Origin of the sequence: Brevundimonas sp. NPDC090276, from assembly GCF_044772165.1 — a bacterium.
In the GTDB taxonomy this organism is placed as follows: domain Bacteria; phylum Pseudomonadota; class Alphaproteobacteria; order Caulobacterales; family Caulobacteraceae; genus Brevundimonas.
The window spans coordinates 1,177,366-1,195,496 of sequence record NZ_JBIVYK010000001.1; the positions used below are offsets into that span (position 1 = coordinate 1,177,366).

19 protein-coding genes and 2 tRNA genes are annotated in these 18,131 nt (G+C 66.6%); 12 read left to right on the plus strand and 9 right to left on the minus strand.

Going from position 1 to position 18,131, the window contains the following annotated elements:
- Nucleotides 1-149 precede the first annotated feature (149 nt).
- Both flbT and flaF read left to right on the plus strand, forming a co-directional pair.
- Nucleotides 150-575: a flagellar biosynthesis repressor FlbT gene (gene flbT / locus ACIQTU_RS05725; protein ID WP_400543581.1), complete on the plus strand. Its 426-nt coding sequence runs from the start codon at nucleotides 150-152 to the stop codon at nucleotides 573-575.
- The gene (flaF, locus tag ACIQTU_RS05730; RefSeq protein ID WP_400543584.1) at nucleotides 535-897 is read left to right on the plus strand and encodes a flagellar biosynthesis regulator FlaF; all 363 of its coding nucleotides are present in this window, start codon (nucleotides 535-537) and stop codon (nucleotides 895-897) included. The genes flbT and flaF overlap by 41 nt, the downstream gene beginning before the upstream one ends.
- A 283-nt stretch (nucleotides 898-1,180) precedes the next feature.
- On the opposite strand, the gene ACIQTU_RS05735 is transcribed toward flaF, so the two are convergent.
- From ACIQTU_RS05735 to ACIQTU_RS05760, 6 genes are all read right to left on the minus strand, one after another.
- A complete protein-coding gene (locus ACIQTU_RS05735) occupies nucleotides 1,181-1,957 on the minus strand; it encodes an exopolysaccharide biosynthesis protein (RefSeq protein WP_400543587.1) in 777 nt (258 codons plus the stop codon).
- 97 nt (nucleotides 1,958-2,054) lie between these two features.
- On the minus strand, nucleotides 2,055-3,221 hold the full coding sequence (locus ACIQTU_RS05740) for an isovaleryl-CoA dehydrogenase (RefSeq protein ID WP_105564466.1): 1,167 nt from the start codon (nucleotides 3,219-3,221) through the stop codon (nucleotides 2,055-2,057).
- A 42-nt stretch (nucleotides 3,222-3,263) separates the two neighbouring features.
- Nucleotides 3,264-4,118 (minus strand): lysozyme, encoded by an 855-nt coding sequence (locus tag ACIQTU_RS05745; protein WP_400543590.1) that lies wholly within the window; start codon nucleotides 4,116-4,118, stop codon nucleotides 3,264-3,266.
- Nucleotides 4,119-4,146: 28 nt separating this feature from the next.
- Nucleotides 4,147-5,562, minus strand: coding sequence for a magnesium transporter (gene mgtE, locus ACIQTU_RS05750; RefSeq protein ID WP_400543593.1), 1,416 nt, complete (start codon nucleotides 5,560-5,562; stop codon nucleotides 4,147-4,149).
- A 59-nt stretch (nucleotides 5,563-5,621) separates the two neighbouring features.
- Nucleotides 5,622-5,706 (minus strand) — tRNA-Leu (locus ACIQTU_RS05755).
- Between the two features lie 195 nt (nucleotides 5,707-5,901).
- Nucleotides 5,902-6,153, minus strand: a complete 252-nt coding sequence (locus ACIQTU_RS05760) for a FliM/FliN family flagellar motor switch protein (RefSeq protein ID WP_400543596.1) — start codon at nucleotides 6,151-6,153, stop codon at nucleotides 5,902-5,904.
- A 63-nt stretch (nucleotides 6,154-6,216) separates the two neighbouring features.
- On the opposite strand from ACIQTU_RS05760, the gene lipB reads away from it, so the two are divergent.
- Nucleotides 6,217-6,933, plus strand: a complete 717-nt coding sequence (gene lipB / locus ACIQTU_RS05765) for a lipoyl(octanoyl) transferase LipB (RefSeq protein ID WP_400543599.1) — start codon at nucleotides 6,217-6,219, stop codon at nucleotides 6,931-6,933.
- Nucleotides 6,934-6,943: 10 nt separating this feature from the next.
- On the opposite strand, the gene ACIQTU_RS05770 is transcribed toward lipB, so the two are convergent.
- Nucleotides 6,944-7,327, minus strand: coding sequence for a DUF805 domain-containing protein (locus ACIQTU_RS05770; protein WP_400543602.1), 384 nt, complete (start codon nucleotides 7,325-7,327; stop codon nucleotides 6,944-6,946).
- A gap of 151 nt (nucleotides 7,328-7,478) precedes the next feature.
- On the opposite strand from ACIQTU_RS05770, the gene ACIQTU_RS05775 reads away from it, so the two are divergent.
- The 4 genes from ACIQTU_RS05775 (at nucleotide 7,479) to ACIQTU_RS05790 (ending at nucleotide 10,988) form a co-directional block, all read left to right on the plus strand.
- Nucleotides 7,479-8,957, plus strand: a complete 1,479-nt coding sequence (locus tag ACIQTU_RS05775) for a hypothetical protein (protein ID WP_400543605.1) — start codon at nucleotides 7,479-7,481, stop codon at nucleotides 8,955-8,957.
- 102 nt (nucleotides 8,958-9,059) lie between these two features.
- Nucleotides 9,060-9,551, plus strand: a complete 492-nt coding sequence (gene msrB, locus ACIQTU_RS05780; protein WP_400543608.1) for a peptide-methionine (R)-S-oxide reductase MsrB — start codon at nucleotides 9,060-9,062, stop codon at nucleotides 9,549-9,551.
- Between the two features lie 49 nt (nucleotides 9,552-9,600).
- Nucleotides 9,601-10,203 (plus strand): hypothetical protein, encoded by a 603-nt coding sequence (locus tag ACIQTU_RS05785; protein WP_400543611.1) that lies wholly within the window; start codon nucleotides 9,601-9,603, stop codon nucleotides 10,201-10,203.
- A gap of 128 nt (nucleotides 10,204-10,331) precedes the next feature.
- Nucleotides 10,332-10,988: a DedA family protein gene (locus ACIQTU_RS05790; RefSeq protein WP_400543614.1), complete on the plus strand. Its 657-nt coding sequence runs from the start codon at nucleotides 10,332-10,334 to the stop codon at nucleotides 10,986-10,988.
- 73 nt (nucleotides 10,989-11,061) lie between these two features.
- On the opposite strand, the gene ACIQTU_RS05795 is transcribed toward ACIQTU_RS05790, so the two are convergent.
- On the minus strand, nucleotides 11,062-14,358 hold the full coding sequence (locus ACIQTU_RS05795) for an amidohydrolase family protein (protein WP_400543617.1): 3,297 nt from the start codon (nucleotides 14,356-14,358) through the stop codon (nucleotides 11,062-11,064).
- A 171-nt stretch (nucleotides 14,359-14,529) separates the two neighbouring features.
- Nucleotides 14,530-14,604, minus strand: a tRNA-Thr gene (locus tag ACIQTU_RS05800).
- Nucleotides 14,605-14,976: 372 nt separating this feature from the next.
- Here ACIQTU_RS05800 and murA point away from each other — a divergent pair.
- The 5 genes from murA (at nucleotide 14,977) to ACIQTU_RS05825 (ending at nucleotide 18,131) form a co-directional block, all read left to right on the plus strand.
- Nucleotides 14,977-16,266, plus strand: coding sequence for a UDP-N-acetylglucosamine 1-carboxyvinyltransferase (gene murA / locus ACIQTU_RS05805; protein WP_400543620.1), 1,290 nt, complete (start codon nucleotides 14,977-14,979; stop codon nucleotides 16,264-16,266).
- Entirely contained in the window at nucleotides 16,256-16,738 is a 483-nt protein-coding gene (locus tag ACIQTU_RS05810) for a DUF2948 family protein (protein WP_400543623.1), read from the plus strand. The genes murA and ACIQTU_RS05810 overlap by 11 nt, the downstream gene beginning before the upstream one ends.
- Nucleotides 16,735-17,202 (plus strand): UPF0262 family protein, encoded by a 468-nt coding sequence (locus ACIQTU_RS05815; protein ID WP_400543626.1) that lies wholly within the window; start codon nucleotides 16,735-16,737, stop codon nucleotides 17,200-17,202. The genes ACIQTU_RS05810 and ACIQTU_RS05815 overlap by 4 nt, the downstream gene beginning before the upstream one ends.
- A 102-nt stretch (nucleotides 17,203-17,304) precedes the next feature.
- The gene (gene infA / locus ACIQTU_RS05820; RefSeq protein WP_008261544.1) at nucleotides 17,305-17,523 is read left to right on the plus strand and encodes a translation initiation factor IF-1; all 219 of its coding nucleotides are present in this window, start codon (nucleotides 17,305-17,307) and stop codon (nucleotides 17,521-17,523) included.
- 8 nt (nucleotides 17,524-17,531) lie between these two features.
- Entirely contained in the window at nucleotides 17,532-18,131 is a 600-nt protein-coding gene (locus ACIQTU_RS05825; RefSeq protein ID WP_400543633.1) for a Maf family protein, read from the plus strand.

Genomic DNA, 18,131 nt, shown 5'->3' on the forward strand with positions numbered 1-18,131 from the left:
TTCTTGAGGACAACGGCCCAGGTCGGGGCGGCGTTCCGCCTTGGCTCAGGGACGGCCGTCGAAGGGCGGCGGGAAGAGATGGTTAACCACGCTGCTTTACAGTTCTTCAGTCGCCGACCGTTCAGGTTGGGGCGTCACGGAGATTCCCTTTGCCGCTGAAATTATCGCTTAAGCCCGGCGAGAAATTCGTCCTGAACGGCGCCGTCGTCCAGAATGGCGACCGGCGCGGCGTCCTGGTCCTGCAGAACAAGGCCAGCGTCCTGCGTGAAAAGGACATCATGCAGCCCGAGGACGTGACCACGCCCGCGCGCCGCATCTATTTCCCCGTCATGATGATGTATCTGGACGAGACCGAGGCGCCGAAATTCTATGATGAATTCGCCCTGCGCCTGACCGAGTTCATGGGGGCGATCCGCAATCCCGATATCTTGGCGGAATGCGTGTCCTGCTCCAAGCACGTGCTGGCGCGCCAGTACTACAAGGCCCTGATGGGCGCCCGTAAAATCGTCGATTACGAAGACCAAAGGCTCGGCAATGTCGCTTCAGGCGTACAAGACGGCGGCGACGCGGGCTGAATCACCGCGCGAAATGGAATACCGGCTGTTCGGCCAGGTGACGCGCGCGCTAATGCACGCGTCCACGGTCGACAAGTCGGATATCACCACCCGGATTGATGCGATCGACTGGAACCGTCGGCTGTGGTCGACCCTGTCCACCTCGTGCAGCGAGCCGTCCAACGCCATGCCCCAGGCGCTGCGGGCGCAGATCATTTCGCTGGACCTGTTCATCGGCCGCCACAGCTCGGCGGTGATGCGCGGCGACGGGGATTTCGAGACCCTCATCGACATCAACCGCATGGTCATGCAGGGCCTGGCGCCCCAGACCCAAGGCGCCTAAACGCGGTCCGATCACGATGGCGGGAGCGGCCTTTACGACGGGCCGCGACCGGTCCTAGCCTGACCTTCCTGTTTCAGCAGCTGAAAGGAGGTGGCCAGTGTCTCATTGTCATCAATCGCGAGCGACAGCCGCGATCTGGACCTCGAGGGAGGTCCGGGCCTGATCCTTCGGGGAGGCAGCGGTTAGACCGTTCGCGGTCAGACAATGAAGCGTCGCTGGGGCAACCCGGCGGCGCTTTTTTGTATCTTTGTGCGCTACCGCCCTTCGCGCTGCTTGAGTGCGGTCAGAACAGCGTGCCGAACCAGTTGGCGATGCCGTGGATGACGGCGATGACCGTGGTCCAGACCAGGGTCACATAGACGCCGCAGATCGCCGTGCCGATCAGACCAGCAAGAATGAAGACGCCGTCCCTCTGGATGATGCCGAGAGCGAAGATGGCCAGTGTCAGGCCCGGAAGGGCGTCGCCGAACGGCACGGGCAGAGCCATCATCATCGCCAGCAGGATGCAGATGACGCCGACGACCATGTCGGCGGCCTCGCCCGTCATGATCGGCCAGCGCGGGCGGGTCAGGCGTTCGGCGCGGCGGACCAGTTCGATGGTCGTGGGACTGTCGGGCTTCTTCCTGACGACTTGCCGGACCCAATCCGAGAAGCCATAGCGCGTCCGCCAGCGGCCGAAGCCGACCGAAAAGCCGCCGAGAAGCACCCAGCGCCGGAACCAGCGCGGCGCGGCGAAGTGGGAGGCCAGAAGTCGCCTGTAGGTCTCACGGCCGATGGTGGCCTTCATCAGCCAGCGCGGCAGCCAGACCTTGTCGCGTTGCAGGGCCAGTTCGGCGGCGATCAGGATGATGGGAGCCGAGAAGACGGCCTTTCCGCCCGGCGGCCAGGGCAGCAGAGCCATCAGCGACAGCATCAGGATGACGGCGCCAAAGCCGCGCTCGCCGAAAGCCTCGACCATTTCCTTCAAGGTTAGCTTGGGATCAGCGCCATGGCCGAGAGATTCCAGAACGTCCGAAAACGTCCGGCTCTCATCCGGCGGCGGCGTGGAAACAAGCGTCATCAGGCGAGACTCGGGGAGCGAAGTTTCGCCAAGTTAGGGGCGGCGTCCCCCATGCGCCATCCCTGACGCATGGGGTGCGGCTTAATGTTTCGTCACATCAGCCCAGAAGCTCGCGCCCGATCAGGAAGCGGCGAATTTCATTGGTGCCGGCTCCGATGTCATAGAGCTTGGCGTCGCGAACCAGACGCTCGACCGGCCATTCCTTGGTGTAGCCGGCGCCGCCCAGGGCCTGGACGGCCTCCAGCGAGACCTTCACCGCGTTTTCCGAGGCCAGCAGGATGGCGCCCGCCGCGTCATAGCGGGTGGTCTTGCCCTGGTCGCAGGCGCGAGCCACGGCGTAGACATAGGCGCGGGCGCTGTTCAGGGCGACATACATGTCGGCCACCTTGGCCTGCATCAGCTGGAAGTTGCCGATGGCCTTGCCGAACTGCTTGCGCTCGCGGACGTAGGGCAGGACCACGTCCAGGGCGGCCTGCATGATGCCGAGGGGACCGGCCGACAGGACGGCGCGCTCATAGTCCAGACCGCTCATCAGCACGCCGGCGCCGCCGCCGACCGGACCCATGACGTTCTCTTCCGGGATCTCGCAGTCCTCGAACACCAGCTCGGCGGTGTCGGAGCCGCGCATGCCCATCTTGTCCAGCTTCTTGGAGACCGAGAAGCCCTTCATGCCGCGCTCCACCAGAAAGGCGGTGCAGCCCTTGGAACCGGCCTCGGGATCGGTCTTGGCGTAGACGACCAGGGTATCGGCCGAGGGGGCGTTGGTGATCCAGAACTTGGTGCCGTTCAGGACGTAACGATCGCCCTTCTTGTCGGCGCGGGTGCGCATCGACATGACGTCCGAGCCCGAACCGGCCTCCGACATGGCCAGGGAGCCGACGTGTTCGCCCGAGATCAGCTTGGGCAGGTACTTGTGCTTCTGCTCGGGTGTGCCCCAGCGGCGGATCTGATTGACGCACAGGTTGGAGTGGGCGCCGTAGCTGAGGCCGATCGAGGCCGAGGCGCGCGAGACTTCCTCCATCGCCACCACGTGTTCGAGGTAGCCGAGGCCGAGGCCGCCGAACTCTTCCTCGACGGTGATGCCGTGCAGGCCCAGCTCGCCCATCTCGGGCCAGAGCTCGCGCTTGAACTCGTTCTTCTCGTCGATTTCGGCGGCCAGGGGGGCCAGCCGATCGGCGGCCCAGCGGGCGGTGGTTTCACGAATGGCGTCGGCGTTCTCGCCGAGGCCGAATTCCATGGATTGGGGCGCGAAGGGAATGCTCATGCCCCAAGGCGTAGCATCGCGCACGCGCTTCGCATAGCGGCCTCAGGCGGCGCGTTTATTGTTCCGCTTGCGCGTCAGGTTCCAGCCCGCCGTGCCGATGAAAATAAGGCCGATGACGGCCAGGACGCCGCCGATCACGATGGTGCCGTCGGTCGCCTGCTGAGCCGCCAGAGCACGGCGGAAGGCGACCACGCCGGCGGCGAAGGCCAACAGGCCGATTCCGCCGATGAAGACGACCGCGCCGGTGTCGTTGAGGACAGGAGCCGCGGCGCGCCTTTCATGTCGCAGGACCTGAACCGTGGCGGGGGCCTCGTCCTCGGCGGGGGGCTCCGCCTTGGCGCCTGGCCCCTGAACCGGGGCCGTAAGCAGCAGGTCGAGCGGCGCGGCGCGGTCGGGCGCAGTCTCGAATAGGGCGCGCTCGGCCGAGCGGCGACGATAGGGAGCGTCGATGGGGGGCTGAACGCGGTCGGGCCATCCGCTCATGGCCTCGGCGGCGCGCGCGGGGGCGCCGGCGTTCAATTGCTCCAGCACGTTGGAGCCGTCAAAGCGCTGGATTCCGACGGAGAAGATGAAACTGGCCAGGGCGTCGAACTGATGCTGGTTCAATGGGATCGAGACGCGGCTGTTGATAGCCTCCACGATGGGCAGCAGGTCGTATTGCAGCAGCAACTCGGCCTCGGCCTCGGTGATCGTGGCGCCCGGGCGGGCGGACTTGGCGTGGCCATAGCCGATGACCGGCGTGCCGTCGCGGCGACGCACGGTCCGGGGGCGAAAGCCCTCGAAGCTCTTGATCAGAAGCAGGCCCTCGCGGGACACCTTCAGACGCTGGGACGGAGTTGCGGACACGGATTGACCCAATTCGGAACGGGCGCGCTCGCCCGTCAGGCGAAGCAGCAAGCCGCGTTCCGAAGAGCGTCGTCCCGCTTCAGAGCAGGACGATGGTCGCCAGGCCGAGGAAGATCAGGAAGCCGAAGAAGTCCGTCGTCGCCGTGACGAAGACGGCCGAGGAGACGGCGGGGTCGAACTTCAGTTTCGACAGGGTCAGCGGGGTCAGCACGCCGACCGTGGCCGCGACCAGCAGGTTCAGGATCATGGCCGTGGCGATGACCGCGCCGATGCGCCAGTCGTGGAACCAGAAGCCCGCCGCCAGACCGACCAGGGGCGACAGCACCATGCCGTTGGCCAGCCCCACCGTCATCTCGCGCCAGAAGGTTCGCACGGCGTTGGAGGAGGTCAGCTCACGCGTCGCCAGGGCGCGCACGGTGACGGTCAGGGCCTGGGTGCCGGCGTTGCCGCCGATGGCCGAGACGATGGGCATCAGGACGGCCAGGGCGACGATCTGCTGTATCGTGCCCTCGAAGAAGGCGATGACACCGGCGCCGAGGATGGCGGTGAAAAGGTTGATGCCCAGCCAGGGCACGCGGCCGCGCACGATCTCCAGCACGCCCGAGGACCGGTCTTCATCCGAGACGCCGGCGAGGCGCAGGATGTCCTCGCGGTTCTCTTCCTGAATGATGTGGACGATGTCATCGACCGTCAGCTGGCCGACCAGGCGTCCGCCGCTGTCCACGACCGGGGCCGAGATCAGGTTATACTTCTCGAAGATGTAGGCGACCTCTTCCTGGTCGACATCGACATCGATGGCGTTGACCGGCTCCATCAGCTCGGACAACGGCGTCTCGCGCGGGGCGCGCAGCAGGCGGCTGATGGCCACGCCGCCGACGGGGCGGTTCACCGGATCGACCACATAGATGTCGAAGAAGAGCTCGGGCAGGTCCTCGCCCTGGCGGCGGACGTGGTCGATGGTGTCGCCGACATTCCAGAACTGCGGCGCGGCCATGACCTCACGCTGCATCAGGCGGCCGGCGGAATCCTCAGCATAGCCCAGCGAGCTTTCGATCGCGGCGCGATCGCCCTCGGGCATGGCGGCCAGCACCTTTTCGCGCTGGTCGTCTTCCAGGTCCTCGACCACGGCGGCGGCGTCGTCGGAGTCCAGCTCCTGCAGGGCTTCGGCCAGGGTGGCCGAGGGCACGCGTTCCAGGACCTCTTCGCGGATGCCGTCGTCCAGCTCGGGCAGGGTGTCGGCCAGAAGGTCCGGGGGCAGCCACTGGACCACCACGGCGCGGTGCTCGGCCGTCAGGAAGCCCATCAGGTCGGCGACGTCGGCCGGGTGCAGGTCTTCCAGCAGGCCGCGCAGGCGCATGCCGTCGCCGTCGTCGGCGGCGTCCACGACTTTTTCGACGAAGGACGCCGTCAGGGCATAGTCTTCGCCGAGGGCGACGTGATCTTCGGTTTCGATTTCGGGAGCAGGGGCCGAGGAGGCGGAATCCGTGTTGGTCACGTGTCTGCCTCCCCGATGTTCAGCCTGGTAGTAGCCGAGTTTCGCCCTGTCAGATCAGATGGTGCGGTCGAGAAGACTCGAACTTCCACGGGTTGCCCCACAGCGACCTCAACGCTGCGCGTCTACCAATTCCGCCACGACCGCTCGCATCGGAGGGCGGGCAATAGCGGAGAGGCGGCGGAAAGAAAAGAGGCTTTTACGGAAATAGGCGAAGTCTCGGCTTTTCCTGTGCATTTGCCGTCTCGTGGGGAGCAAGCAAGCCGCGTCGGGTCGGGAAGGCGGGGCCTTCTGACCGCGGCTCAACAAGAAAGCCCGGAGCCTTTTGAGCGCGGCTAAGAATTAAGCCGCGCCGGCCATAAAGTCGTAGATGTCGGCGGTGCGGGTCACGGTGATGGCGATGCGGTCATCGCGAATCTCGATCTCGCCGCGCGCCACAGGGTGGTTGTTGGCCAGGATCCAGACCTCGTCGCGTTCCGAGGCGTCGAGCGGAATCACAGCGCCGCGCCCCATGCGCAGCAGCTGTTGCATCGGCAGGACCGAACGGCCCAGCACGACCGAAATCTCGACATCAACGGCTTCGATCTGGCTCAAGACGATACTCACAAACAGCGGGAGGCCCTTGCGCCGCCGCGTAGAGAGACACATTGAAGCGTCATGCTTGCCGACCCGTTAAGTATCCCCGAACCTTCTTTGATCCGCGCTGACGGTCGCCCCGTTCAATGGGCGGTGTCGACCGGCTATGTCGACTATGAACCCGCCGTCGCGGCCATGGAGGCCCGCGTCGCGGCCATCGCGGCGGGCGAGGCCGAGGAGGTGGTCTGGCTGCTGGAGCATCCGCCCCTCTACACGGCGGGGGTCTCGGCAAAGGACGACGACCTGCTGGCCCCCGAGCGTTTCCCGGTGCACCGGACAGGGCGGGGCGGGCAGTTCACCTATCACGGGCCGGGCCAACGCGTGGCCTATGTTATGCTGGACCTGAACGGGCGCGGCAAGGACGTGCGCGCCTTCGTGCATGGGCTGGAAGACTGGATCATCGGCGCGCTGGATCAGTTCGGCGTCGAGGCCGGGATGCGTGAAGGCCGCGTCGGCGTCTGGGTCGAGCGCAAGGGAGCGGGCTGGAGCCGCGAGGACAAGATCGCCGCCATCGGCGTCAAGGTCCGCAAATGGGTCAGCTTCCACGGCATCAGCCTGAACGTGGAGCCGGACCTCGACCACTTCGGCGGCATCGTGCCGTGCGGCATCACCGAGCATGGCGTCACCAGCCTGGTCGATCTGGGCGTTCTGGCCACGATGGACGAGGCGGACGGGGCGTTGAAGGCTTCGTTCCGGCGGGTGTTCGGTTCTGTCGAGGCGGGCGAAGCGCCGCTCTGACCTTTGGACGTCAGGCTTTGGGAGGCGCGCCGTAGCGGTTGAACGCCCTATGTCCTGGCAGCAGGGCGAGATCGACGGCGACCAGACTCAGCAGCCCCAGGGCGACCCAGTCGGCTGGCGCCGCCGGGCGCGGCCAGGCCATGGAGAAAGCCAGCAGGATCAAGCCGCTCCACCATCCCGACCGCCCCCGGTCGTGCAGGCGTTGCGACAGCAGGCAGGCGCCGCAATAGAGCAGGGCCGCCGCGACGAGCCAGCCGACGAGGTCATGCGCCTTGAGCGACGCCAAGAGGTCGAACGCCGCCCATAGCGCTAGCACGGCGCCTGCCCCGACAAGGAAGGCGATGCGACCGATGCGGCCGCTGGACGTCAGGAACAGGTCAGAGAAGCGGTGCATCCGCTCGGATTAGGGCCCACCTCGCCTCGAGTAAACGGGCGGCGACGGCGCCAAGCGCGGCGGTCAATTCGTCGCGGGGCTTTAACGGGGGCCTTTCTTGGGTTTAAACACGGCGAAACCGCGTTTCGACGGCCCTCTGGGAGATCCCTTCATGCAACGTCTGCTCACCGCTTCAGCGGCTGTTATCGCTCTGGCCTTCGCGGCCGGCAGCGCTTCGGCCCAGAACTTCAGCGACCTCGCGCGTCAGGACCTTCAGGCCACGCACGACGCTCTGAAAGCCAACCACCCCGCCGCCGTGGTGCCGGGCGCCGCCAGTGAAGCCTTCCGCGGCTGGATCGGCGCCGGTCTGCAGCAGGCCATGGCCAAGGCCGGTCAGGTCAACAGCGGCGAAAGCCACGCTTACCTGCTGCGCTACTACGCCAACGGCTTCCGCGACTCGAACATCGCCACCAGCCCGACCTTCGAAGGGGCCAGCCCCTTCTTCGCCACCGGCTGGCCCGGCGTGGCCACCGCCTGGCGCAACGGCGAGTACGTCGTCTCCTACGTCCAGCCGGGCGTGCGCGGCGCGCCGCCGGTCGGCGCCGTGGTCAAGACCTGCAACCTTCAGCCCATCGCCGACTTCGCCAAGGCCAAGCTGGATGGCTTTGAGGGCGACCTGACGACCGAGGCTGCCCGCGTTCGCACCGCGCCCTACCTGCTGTGGAACCGCAACAACCCCATGGCTGGCGGCGTGCCTTCGACCTGCGAGTTCCAGGTCGGCCGCCGCTCGCGCGAATATACCCTCAGCCCGCAACCGGCGACCGCCGCCAACCTGGAAGCTGCCTACCGCGCTTCGGTCTTCACGCCGGGCGCGACCAAGCTGTCGATCGAACAGGTCGACGGCCGTCCGTGGGTTCACGTCAACTCGCTGGAAGACAATGCCGGTTGGGACGCCTTCTTCGCCCAGGTGGAAGGCCAGATCGGCGCTCTGCGCGGTGCGCAGGGCCTGGTCATCGACCTGCGCGGCGCCGAGGGCGACTCGGTCAACGCCACCTCGCGCGGCTATGGCCTGGCCAACCGCATCTGGACGCCTGAGTTCACCGTCAGCCGCCAGCCGGAAGCCGGTCAGATCACCTATCGCGCCACCCCCGCCAACCGCCAGTGGTTCGCTGACACTCTGAACCGGATGCAATCGGACCCGCGCTTCGTGCAGGAATCGGCCCCGGTCATCGAACAGACCCAGGCCATCGTCGCCGCCTTTGACGCCGCCCTGGCCGCCGGTCAGCAGACCTTCGTCATGCCGGGCCGCCCGTCGGTGCCCGACACCGGCGCCGCCAACCCGGTGCAAGGCAAGGTCGTGGTTCTGGTCGACGGCGGCTGCACCAACGGCTGCCTGGATACGCTCGACCTGTTGACCCGGCTGCCGAACGTGCAGCTGGCGGGTTCGGCCACCGCCGTGGACTCGATCTTCATCGAACCGACGGTGCAGCGCCTGCCTTCGAACTATTCGGACCTCAGCTACGGTCACAAGGCCTGGACCACGCGTCAGCGCGGCAACAACAAGGGCTATGTCCCTGCTCAGGGCCTGGCCTACACCGGCAACCCGACCGATGAAGCCGCTGTCCGCACCTGGGTTGGCACACTTTTCTAGGGCCTATCGCCCTTCGGGCTACTTGAGGCCCGTTTAAGGCAAGTAAGATGGTTATGGGGCCGGACGGTGGAAACATCGTCCGGCCCTTCCTATTTTGGGCCTATGACCCAGACTGAATCTCCCACGCCGCTGCGTTCGCCTTCGGGCTTTGATCTGACGCCGCCGAGCGAGAGCCAGCGCGTGGCGCTGGAGGCCGATCTGTCGCCCGAGGAAAAGCGAGTCCTTCTGGCCCACGGCACGGAGGCGCCTTTCTGCGGCACCCTGCTGGGCGAGAAGCGGGCCGGCGTCTTCTGCTGCCGGGAATGCGGCCTTCCGCTGTTCCGCTCGGCCACCAAGTTCGAGAGCGGCACGGGCTGGCCCAGCTTCAGCGTTCCTGTGGACGAGACCCATGTTCGCGCTGTCCGTGACGACAGCTACGGCATGGTCCGGGTCGAGACCCGCTGCGCCCGCTGTGACAGCCATCAGGGTCATGTCTTCCCGGACGGCCCGCCGCCGTCCGGTCTACGTTACTGCATCAACTCGGTGGCCCTCAGCTTCGTGCCCGAGGGCGAGGCCTTGCCTGACCCCCTGGGGCGCGGCGATGGGACCGCCTGACCTTAGCCGCATTTGCAGTTAGGGTGGGGATGAACGGGAGTATGGGCGCATGATGATCGAACTGGCCGCCGCCGCGCTGTTGCTGGCGAACATGGACCCCGAGGGCGTCGTCTCGACCGCCCCGCGCGGCGATGATGCGGTGTTGACGGCGTCGGCGGCCACTCTGGCCGGCTCGACCAGCGACGCCTCGCCCAGCACCACGGTTCAGAGCGCGGCCCCGCATGGCCTGTCCACCGACGAACAGATCGCTCGCTGGATCGGCGAGCGCACCGCCGAGACGTCGAGCCGCGCGCCCGCTGATCCCTGGGCCGAACCCGAGCCGCGCAAGATGCACGGCGAATTCAGCGTCGGCATGGGCACTGGCGGGTATCAGGACTATTCGGCGGCCGTGTCCCTGCCTCTGGGCGAGACCGGCACGCTGAACCTCATGGTCAGCCAGACCAAGAACAGCCCATGGGGCTATGGCTATGGCTATGGTTATGGCTCGCCCTGGGGCTATGGCGGCTATGGCCGCCCCTTCGGCGTGGTGGAGGCGCCGGGCTTCGAGGGGACCTATTTCCGGGGTCGGCCCTATGCGCCGACGCGCGTTCGTCCCGGTTCCACGCAGGAAACCACCACCTCGGTCGGCTTCTCGCTGCGCAGCGGCGACTGAAACCACATTCCGGCCCCATGAACTGAGGCCTTCGCGCCACGGCGCGGCCGGTTTCGACCGGGGCGTCTCATCGCCGCATTCCCTTTGGGCCGCGATCTCCCATATGCGTCGGGAGATAGAGGACCAGTATGGATAGTTTGCTTAGTTCGGCCGCCGATTTCATCGCCAGACATCATGTCTGGGCCGGGGTCGTACTAGGGTCTGTCACCTTTCTTGAATCCCTGGTGGTGATCGGCGCCTTCGTGCCGGCCACGGGCCTTCTGGTCGCTGCGGGCGGTCTGGTGGCGGCGGGCGTTCTCGATCCCCTGACCGTCATCGCCGGCTGTGTCATCGGTGCAGTCATGGGCGACGCCATCTCCTACTGGATCGGACGCCGTCTGGGCACGGGCGTGCTGCGCCAGCCCATATTGCTGCCGCACCGTCGCAAGATCGCCTGGACGCGGCTCTACTGCCGTCGCTACGGCGTGGCCTCCATCTTCATCGGGCGCTTCTTCGGGCCGCTGCGGGCCTTCGTGCCGGTCATGGTGGGCGTTCTGCGGATGCGTCAGCGGGTGTTCCAACTGGCCAATGTCACCTCGGCCTTCGTCTGGGTCCTGGCCATGCTGGCGCCCGGCTATCTGGCCGCCAAGGGTCTGGCGCAGCTGGAGTTTATGAGCGAGGCCCATGGGCCGACCCTGATGCTGATCGCCTTTGGCGCAGTGGTCGTCGCCGCGGTGGTGGCCATGCGCTGGCTGAAGGGCAGGGCGGCCAGGCGCTCGGCTCTGCTTGCCGCGACGGTCGAGTAGGCTTCTTTACAGCGCACAAGAAAAAGGGCCCGACCGGATGGTCGGGCCCTCTTCGTATCCGGACTGACGGGCGTCAGTCGTGGCCGTGTGCGTGGCCGTGTGCATCGGCCTCGGCCGAGGCTGCGCCCGCGCTCCAGGCCTGACCTTCGGCGCTCTGGTGCCAGAAGGGCTGACGCGGAGGCTGGCCGACCTCGTTCATCTGGTTGTCGAAGATGCGGCCGTTGATCATCGTGTAGCCGATCTTGACCGTATTCCGCAGGTTCTCCAGCGGGTTGGCGTCCAGCACGACCAGGTCGGCCAGCTTGCCGGTTTCCAGCGAGCCGATGTCCTTGTCCATGCCTAGCGCCGCAGCGCCGTTCAGGGTGCCGACGCGCAGGGCCTGGTGCGGGGTCATGCCGCCCTGTTCGAACATCCACAGCTCCCAGTGGGCGCCGAGGCCTTCGCGCTGACCGTGGGCGCCGATCTGCACCGACACGCCCTCGTCCGACAGGCGCTTGGCCTCGCGGGCGATGTCGATGTGGTTCAGTTCGTTTTCGGGCACATGGACCGGGCGACGGGCGCGGCTGTCCAGGACGCGGCGCGGGACGTACTGGGTCAGGATCGGGTCGTTCCAGACGTCCGTGGCCTGATACCAGTAGTTCTCGCCCCAGTTGCCGCCATAGGCCACGACGAGGGTGGGGGTGTAGGCCACCTTGGTCTGACGCCACAGCTGATGCACGTCGGCGTAGAGATGGGCCAGCGGGATCGAGTGTTCGATCGTGGTGTGGCCGTCCACCACCATGCTCATGTTGTGCTGATAGAGCGACCCGCCCTCGGGCACGACCATCATACCCAGTTCGCGCGCGGCTTCCAGAATCTGCTGACGCTGATCGCGGCGGGGCTGGTTGTAGCTCTTGACGCTCCAGGCGCCGACGGCCTGCATCCGGCGCAGGTTGGACAGGGCGTCGTCCAGATCGTTCACCTGGGCCGTGAAGGGCGTCGCCGCCCCGTACAGGATGGTGCCGGTCGAGAAGATGCGCGGCGCCACGACGCGCCCGGCCTTGGCCAGTTCGCTGTGGGCGAAGATCTCGCTCGAATCATTGGACGGGTCGTGGATGGTGGTCACGCCGAACGCGAGCGCGGCGTAGTTGACCCAGGACTGCTGCGGGATGATCTCGTCCGAGCCCATGCTGCCGTGCCAGTGGGCGTCCACCAGACCGGGGATGATGGTCTTGCCGGCCATGTCCATGACGCGGGCGTCAGCGGGCACGGTGACCGAGCCGCGCGGGCCGATGGCTTCGATGCGGTTGCCGTTGATGACGACCACGCCGTCCTCGATGACCTCGTCGCCCTTCATGGTGATCAGGCGGGCGCCGCTCAGCACCACGCGGCCGGTCGGCTTGGCGTAGTCGGCGCTGAAGCCGATCTTCACGCCATGCTCGGCGGGCTTCGGCAGGTCAGCGGGCGCGCCTTCGGCGAAGGCGAAGCTTTCTTGCAGCGGACGCGAGAACAGCTCCGGTCCCATCGACCATTGCAGGCGGCTGGAATCACCGGACCAGTGCAGCCATTCGCCGGCGTCGCGGGTGACGCGGGTCTGGGGCAGGGCCTTGGTGTCGGCGCCGACCGTGACGGCGCGCCCCGTGGCGACGAAGGGCGTCACATAGGCGTTGAAGCGCTCGGTCCAGGCCACCCAGTGCTCATCCGGCGAGACCGAGAACTCGGCCGCCCATTCGCTGCTCAGGTGGGTGCGGGCGTCGTCGCCCGACAGGTTGACGGACTTCAGCACCCGCTTGTCGCCGTCGCGTGCCGTCAGGAAGACGCGGTCGTTGCGGGCGCCGAACTGCGGGTTGGAGCCCTCGTCGGTGATCAGGGTCGGCTGGCCGCCGCGCACCGAGGTGCGATAGACGCCCGGCTCGCGGCTCCACAGGGCCGTGCGCAGGAAGCCGTCGCTGGAGGTGCGATAGACGATGGTCTGACCGTCCGGCGAGAACTGCGGCTCCAGATAGTGGCCGGGATGGGCGCTGATGACGCGGCCTTCCCCGCCGGCGGCGGGAATCACCCGCAGGGTGCCCAGATCCTGATCGTTCCAGGTCGTGTAGACGATGGAGCGGCCGTCACGCGACCAGGAGGGATAGAGCTCGAAGTGATTGCTCTGGCGCGTCAGGCGGCGGGGGGCGCCGGCCACGCCGTTGCGCAGGTCGCGAATCCACAGATTGCCGAGGGCCTCGAACACCACCTTGGAGCCATCCGGCGAGGTCTGGGCCCAGCGGACCATCTTCACGTCGAACTGGTCAGGCGCGACCTCGACGGGGAAGCGCACGGCTTCCTGCACGCGGCGGGTGTCGGCGACGTGGAAGGGGATTTCGCTGACGGCCTTGGAGGCCACGTCGATGCGATGGATCTTGCCGCCGGCCCAGAAGACGATCGCGCGGTTGTCGGGGGTCCAGCTCATCGTCGGATAGACGCCGTGGATGGCCCAGGTTTCCTGCAGGTCGCGGTCCAGGGAGTCGTAGATCGGGGTCTCGCGACCCGACTCGAGGTCCATGACATAGAGGACGGACTTGTACCGGTCGCGCCGGATGAAGGCCAGGGACTTGCCGTCCGACGAGGGAGTGGGGCGAATCGAGCCGCCCGGGCCGGTGACGAAGGGCGTGACCTCGCCCGTCTCGCGATCCAGGCGACGGATCACGTAGATCTGGGTGTTCGGGTCCTTGGAATAATCGAACACGCCGCCCGGCGTGGAATCATCGCTGAAGTAGATATAGCGGCCGTCGGGGGAGAAGGCGGGCTCGCCCGTGTCCTTCTGCTGGGTGCGGCGCTCGGTCAGTTGCACGCCGCCGCCGCCAGAGCGGTGGTACATCCACATCTCGCCCGCGCCCAGCGAGCGCGACGAGGTGAAGTGCTTGCGGCCGACGACGAACTGACCGTCCGGCGACCAGTCGGGCTGGGTCAGCAGGCGGAAGGTCTCGTTTGACACCTGTTTGGCGTTGGAACCGTCGCGGTCCATGACCCACAGGTTGTCGCCGCCGCCCCGGTCCGAGGTGAAGGCGATGGAGCGGCCGTCCGGCGAGAACTTGGGCTGCATGTCCCAGGCGACGCCCGAGGCGATGGCGCGGGCCTCTCCGCCGGTGATCGGCATGACATAGATGTCGCCCAGCAGGTCGAAGACGATTTCGCGACCGTCAGGGCTGACGTCCAGCGACATCCAGGTGCCTTCGGTGACGTCGATGGTTGCGTCGTGCGACGCGCCCGGCGGGTTCTGGACGTCCCACTTGGGCTTGTCCGGCGTGGCGGCGGCGGCAGCCGTCGAATCGCTGGCCGGCGTGTTTTGCGCGAACGCCGGGAAGGCCACGGCCAGGGCCGCGACGGTGGTCAACAAACTGCGCTTCATGGAAAGCCCCAACCCCTTACAACTGAGGTTGCAAGGTCTAGCGGGCGCGGCATGGTTTTGGCCAGACGTCAGGCGTCGAACGTATACATTTCGACCGCGTCAGGACATCGCATCTGATTGTAGGGATATTGGACCGGACCCTTGCAAACTATTGATCTGCAAGGGTCCGGATGGTGCCGCCGGGGGGAATCGAACCCACGACCTCAGCCTTACCAAGGATGCGCTCTACCACTGAGCTACGGCGGCCCTCAACGAGGAGAGCGGCCGTATAGCCAACGACTTCGGCGGGGCCAAGCGGAAAATGCATGCTTGATCAAAAACTTTGCACGGGCTCTGCTGCACAACATGGATACCCCGCCAAAAGACGCCGTTCCCGCCGCTCCGGTCGTGGAGCCAACACGCGAGCAGAAGGCCAAGGCCGAGCGAGCCATTCGCCTCGCTGCGGCTCTGCGGACGAATCTGAAACGCCGCAAGGCCCCGGCCGCCGCGTCTCGCCCCGCTACGGAACGCAACTGAAAGTCATCGTCCTTGCGCGCACACGGCTCTTTCGCGAGGGCGTAAGGGCTTGCTAGATAAGCGGTTCGCCGGGGCGTGGTGTTTCCGGCCGCGAAAGATTCCATGGACAGCATCGTCATCCACGGCGGCAACCGCCTGAACGGCCAGATCGAGGTCAGCGGCGCCAAGAATTCGGCCATCAAGCTGATGGCGGCTTCGATCCTGACGGATCAGCCCCTGCTGCTGACCAATATGCCGCGTCTGGCGGATACCCGGTTCCTGGGTCAATTGCTGCAGCAGTTCGGCGTCGAGGTGACCGAGCGCAACGGCGCCGACGGGCAGGAGACCCTGTTCCATGCGCCGACGCTGACCTCGACCTTCGCCCCCTATGATCTGGTTCGCCAGATGCGGGCCTCGTTCAACGTCCTGGGGCCGCTGCTGGCCCGCTCGGGCGAGGCCAAGGTCTCGCTGCCCGGCGGCTGCACCATCGGCGCGCGTCCGGTCGATCTGCACCTGATGGCCCTGACGGCCATGGGCGCGGAGATCGAGCTGGAGGAGGGCTATGTCTCCGCCCATGCGCCCAAGGGGCTGCAGGGGGCCGAGGTCGAGTTTCCCTTCGTTTCTGTCGGCGCGACCGAGCACGCCCTGCTGGCCGCCGTCCTTGCCAATGGAACGACGGTGCTGAAGCGCGCCGCGCGTGAGCCCGAGATCGGCGATCTGGCCCGCTGCCTGATCGCCATGGGCGCCAAGATTGAGGGTCTGGACACCGACGTCCTGACCATCACCGGCGTGTCGTCGCTGTCGGGCGCGACCTGGTCGGTAATTCCCGACCGGATCGAGATGGGCAGCTATGCCCTGGCCGCCGCCATGGCCGGGGGCGAGGTACGCCTGACCAAGGGCCGCGCCGACCTGATCACCGCCCTGACCGACAAGATGGTCGAGGCCGGGGTCGAGATCGAAGCCACCGCCGACGGCGTCATCGTGCGCCGCGACCCGACGCAGCGGCTCAAGGCCGTCAACGTCACGACGGAAATCTATCCGGGCTTCGCCACCGACCTGCAGGCCCAATTCATGGCCCTGATGACGACGGCCGAGGGGACGAGCGTCATCCACGAAAACATCTTCGAGAACCGCTTCATGCACGCGCCCGAACTGGCGCGTCTGGGCGCCGACATCTCGGTACATGCGGGCGAAGCCCATGTGCGCGGCGTCGAGAAGCTGCACGGCGCTCCGGTGATGGCCACCGATCTGCGGGCCTCGATCAGCCTGGTCATGGCCGGTCTGGTCGCCGAGGGCGAAACCACGGTCGGTCGCGTGTATCATCTGGATCGCGGCTTCGAGCGGATGGAAGAAAAGCTTGGAGCCTGCGGCGCCGACGTGCGGCGCGTGAAAGGCGGAGCGGATGAGCACTGAGGCCGAGGCGATCTCTGACGACGACGCGGCGGCCGAAGCTCTGGCCCCGATGGAGCCTCTGCGTCTGCTGGCCGAGGACGCGGTCGATCTGCAGATCATCTCGGCCGCGCTTCAGGACGCCATCATGCGGCCTGTCGACATCCGCTGGGAAAAGGACGCCCGGCGTCTGACCATCGTCCTGTCGCGCTTCTGCTGGGAGTGCGGCGGCACGCGGGTTATGGCGGCCATGCAGTTCGGCGACGTCGAGGCGGTCAAGAGCCGCCGTTTGCCGCGCCTGCCGGAAGCGGCGCTGGAACTGCTGGCGCTCGATTTCGAGCCGACCGAGGCTCCCGGCGGCCGGGTCATCCTGATGTTCGCCGGCGGCGGGGACCTGCGCATCGACGTGGAATGCCTGGACGCCGTGCTGACCGACCTGTCCGACCGCTGGCCCGCCCGCGTCGCCCCGACCCATCTGGACGAGAGCCAATCATGAGCGGCCCGCACAAGCTGTCGTCGATCGAAGTCGACGCCGCGACCCTTCCGGCCGCGACGGCCGAGATCGAGCATCAGCGCCGCGTCGCCATCTTCGATCTGATCGAACAGAACAGCTTTGCTCCGGAAGGCGCCGAGGGCGGACCCTATATCTTGCGCCTGTCGTCGCAGGATAACCGGCTAGCCTTCGACATTTCGGGACCGGACTTCTCGCGGACCCACGTCCTGTCGCTGTCGCCGATGAAGACGGTGATCCGCGACTACGCCCTGATTTGCGAAAGCTATTATGAGGCCCTGCGCGGCTCCTCGCCGAGCCAGATCGAGTCGGTCGATATGGGCCGTCGCGGCCTGCACAACGAGGGCGCCGAACTGCTCAAAGCGCGTCTCGAAGGCAAGGTGGAGATCGACAAGGAAACCGCTCGTCGGCTGTTCACGCTGGTTTGCGCTGTCTATCGACGCGGCTGAACTCGACTATTTCGGCGTTTTGGTGCATTAGGCGCCTCCTTCACGGCTCGCGTTCACGCCCGACGCGAGCCTTAAGCCGTTTTTCCGGGCGAGAGAGACCGCATGGCCAAGGAAGAGCTTCTCGAGTTCCCCGGCACCGTCAGCGAACTGCTGCCGAACGCCACGTTCCGCGTGACGCTGGAAAACGACCACGAGATCATCGCCCACACCGCCGGCAAGATGCGCAAGAACCGCATCCGCGTTCTGGCGGGCGACAAGGTGCTGGTCGAAATGACGCCCTATGATCTGACCAAGGGTCGCATCACCTATCGCTTCAAGTAAGGACGCGCGTGTCGCGTCCTGACCTTTCGGCTCCTAGGCTGGTTCTGGCCTCGTCGAGCCCGCGCCGCATTGAACTACTGGCGCAGATCGGGGTGGTTCCCGATCATGTTGATCCCGCCGACATCGACGAGACGCCGCTGAAAGGCGAGACGCCGACGCGTCTGGCCGAGCGCCTGGCGCGCGGCAAGGCCGAGGTTGTGGCGGCGCGTTCACCTGACGCTATCGTTCTGGCCGCCGATACGGTGGTGGCTCTTGGCCGCCGCCTGTTGGAAAAGCCGGCGGATGAGGCCGAGGCCAAGCGCTTCCTTGAACTGCTGTCGGGTCGCAATCACCGCGTCTTCACCGGCGTCGTCGTGATCGCCAATGGCGAGGCGACATGCCGGGTCGTCGACACCCGCGTTTCCTTCAAGACCCTGTCGCCCGAAGAGATCGCCACCTATGTCGCCTCGGGCGAGTGGCGCGGCAAGGCGGGCGGGTATGGCATCCAGGGGGCGGCCGCCGCCTTCGTGCGCCGTATCGTCGGCAGTCATCCGGCGGTCATGGGGCTGCCTCTCTATGAAGCGGCCAACCTGCTTCGGGGCGCCGGCTGGCGGCCCAGGAACGCCTGA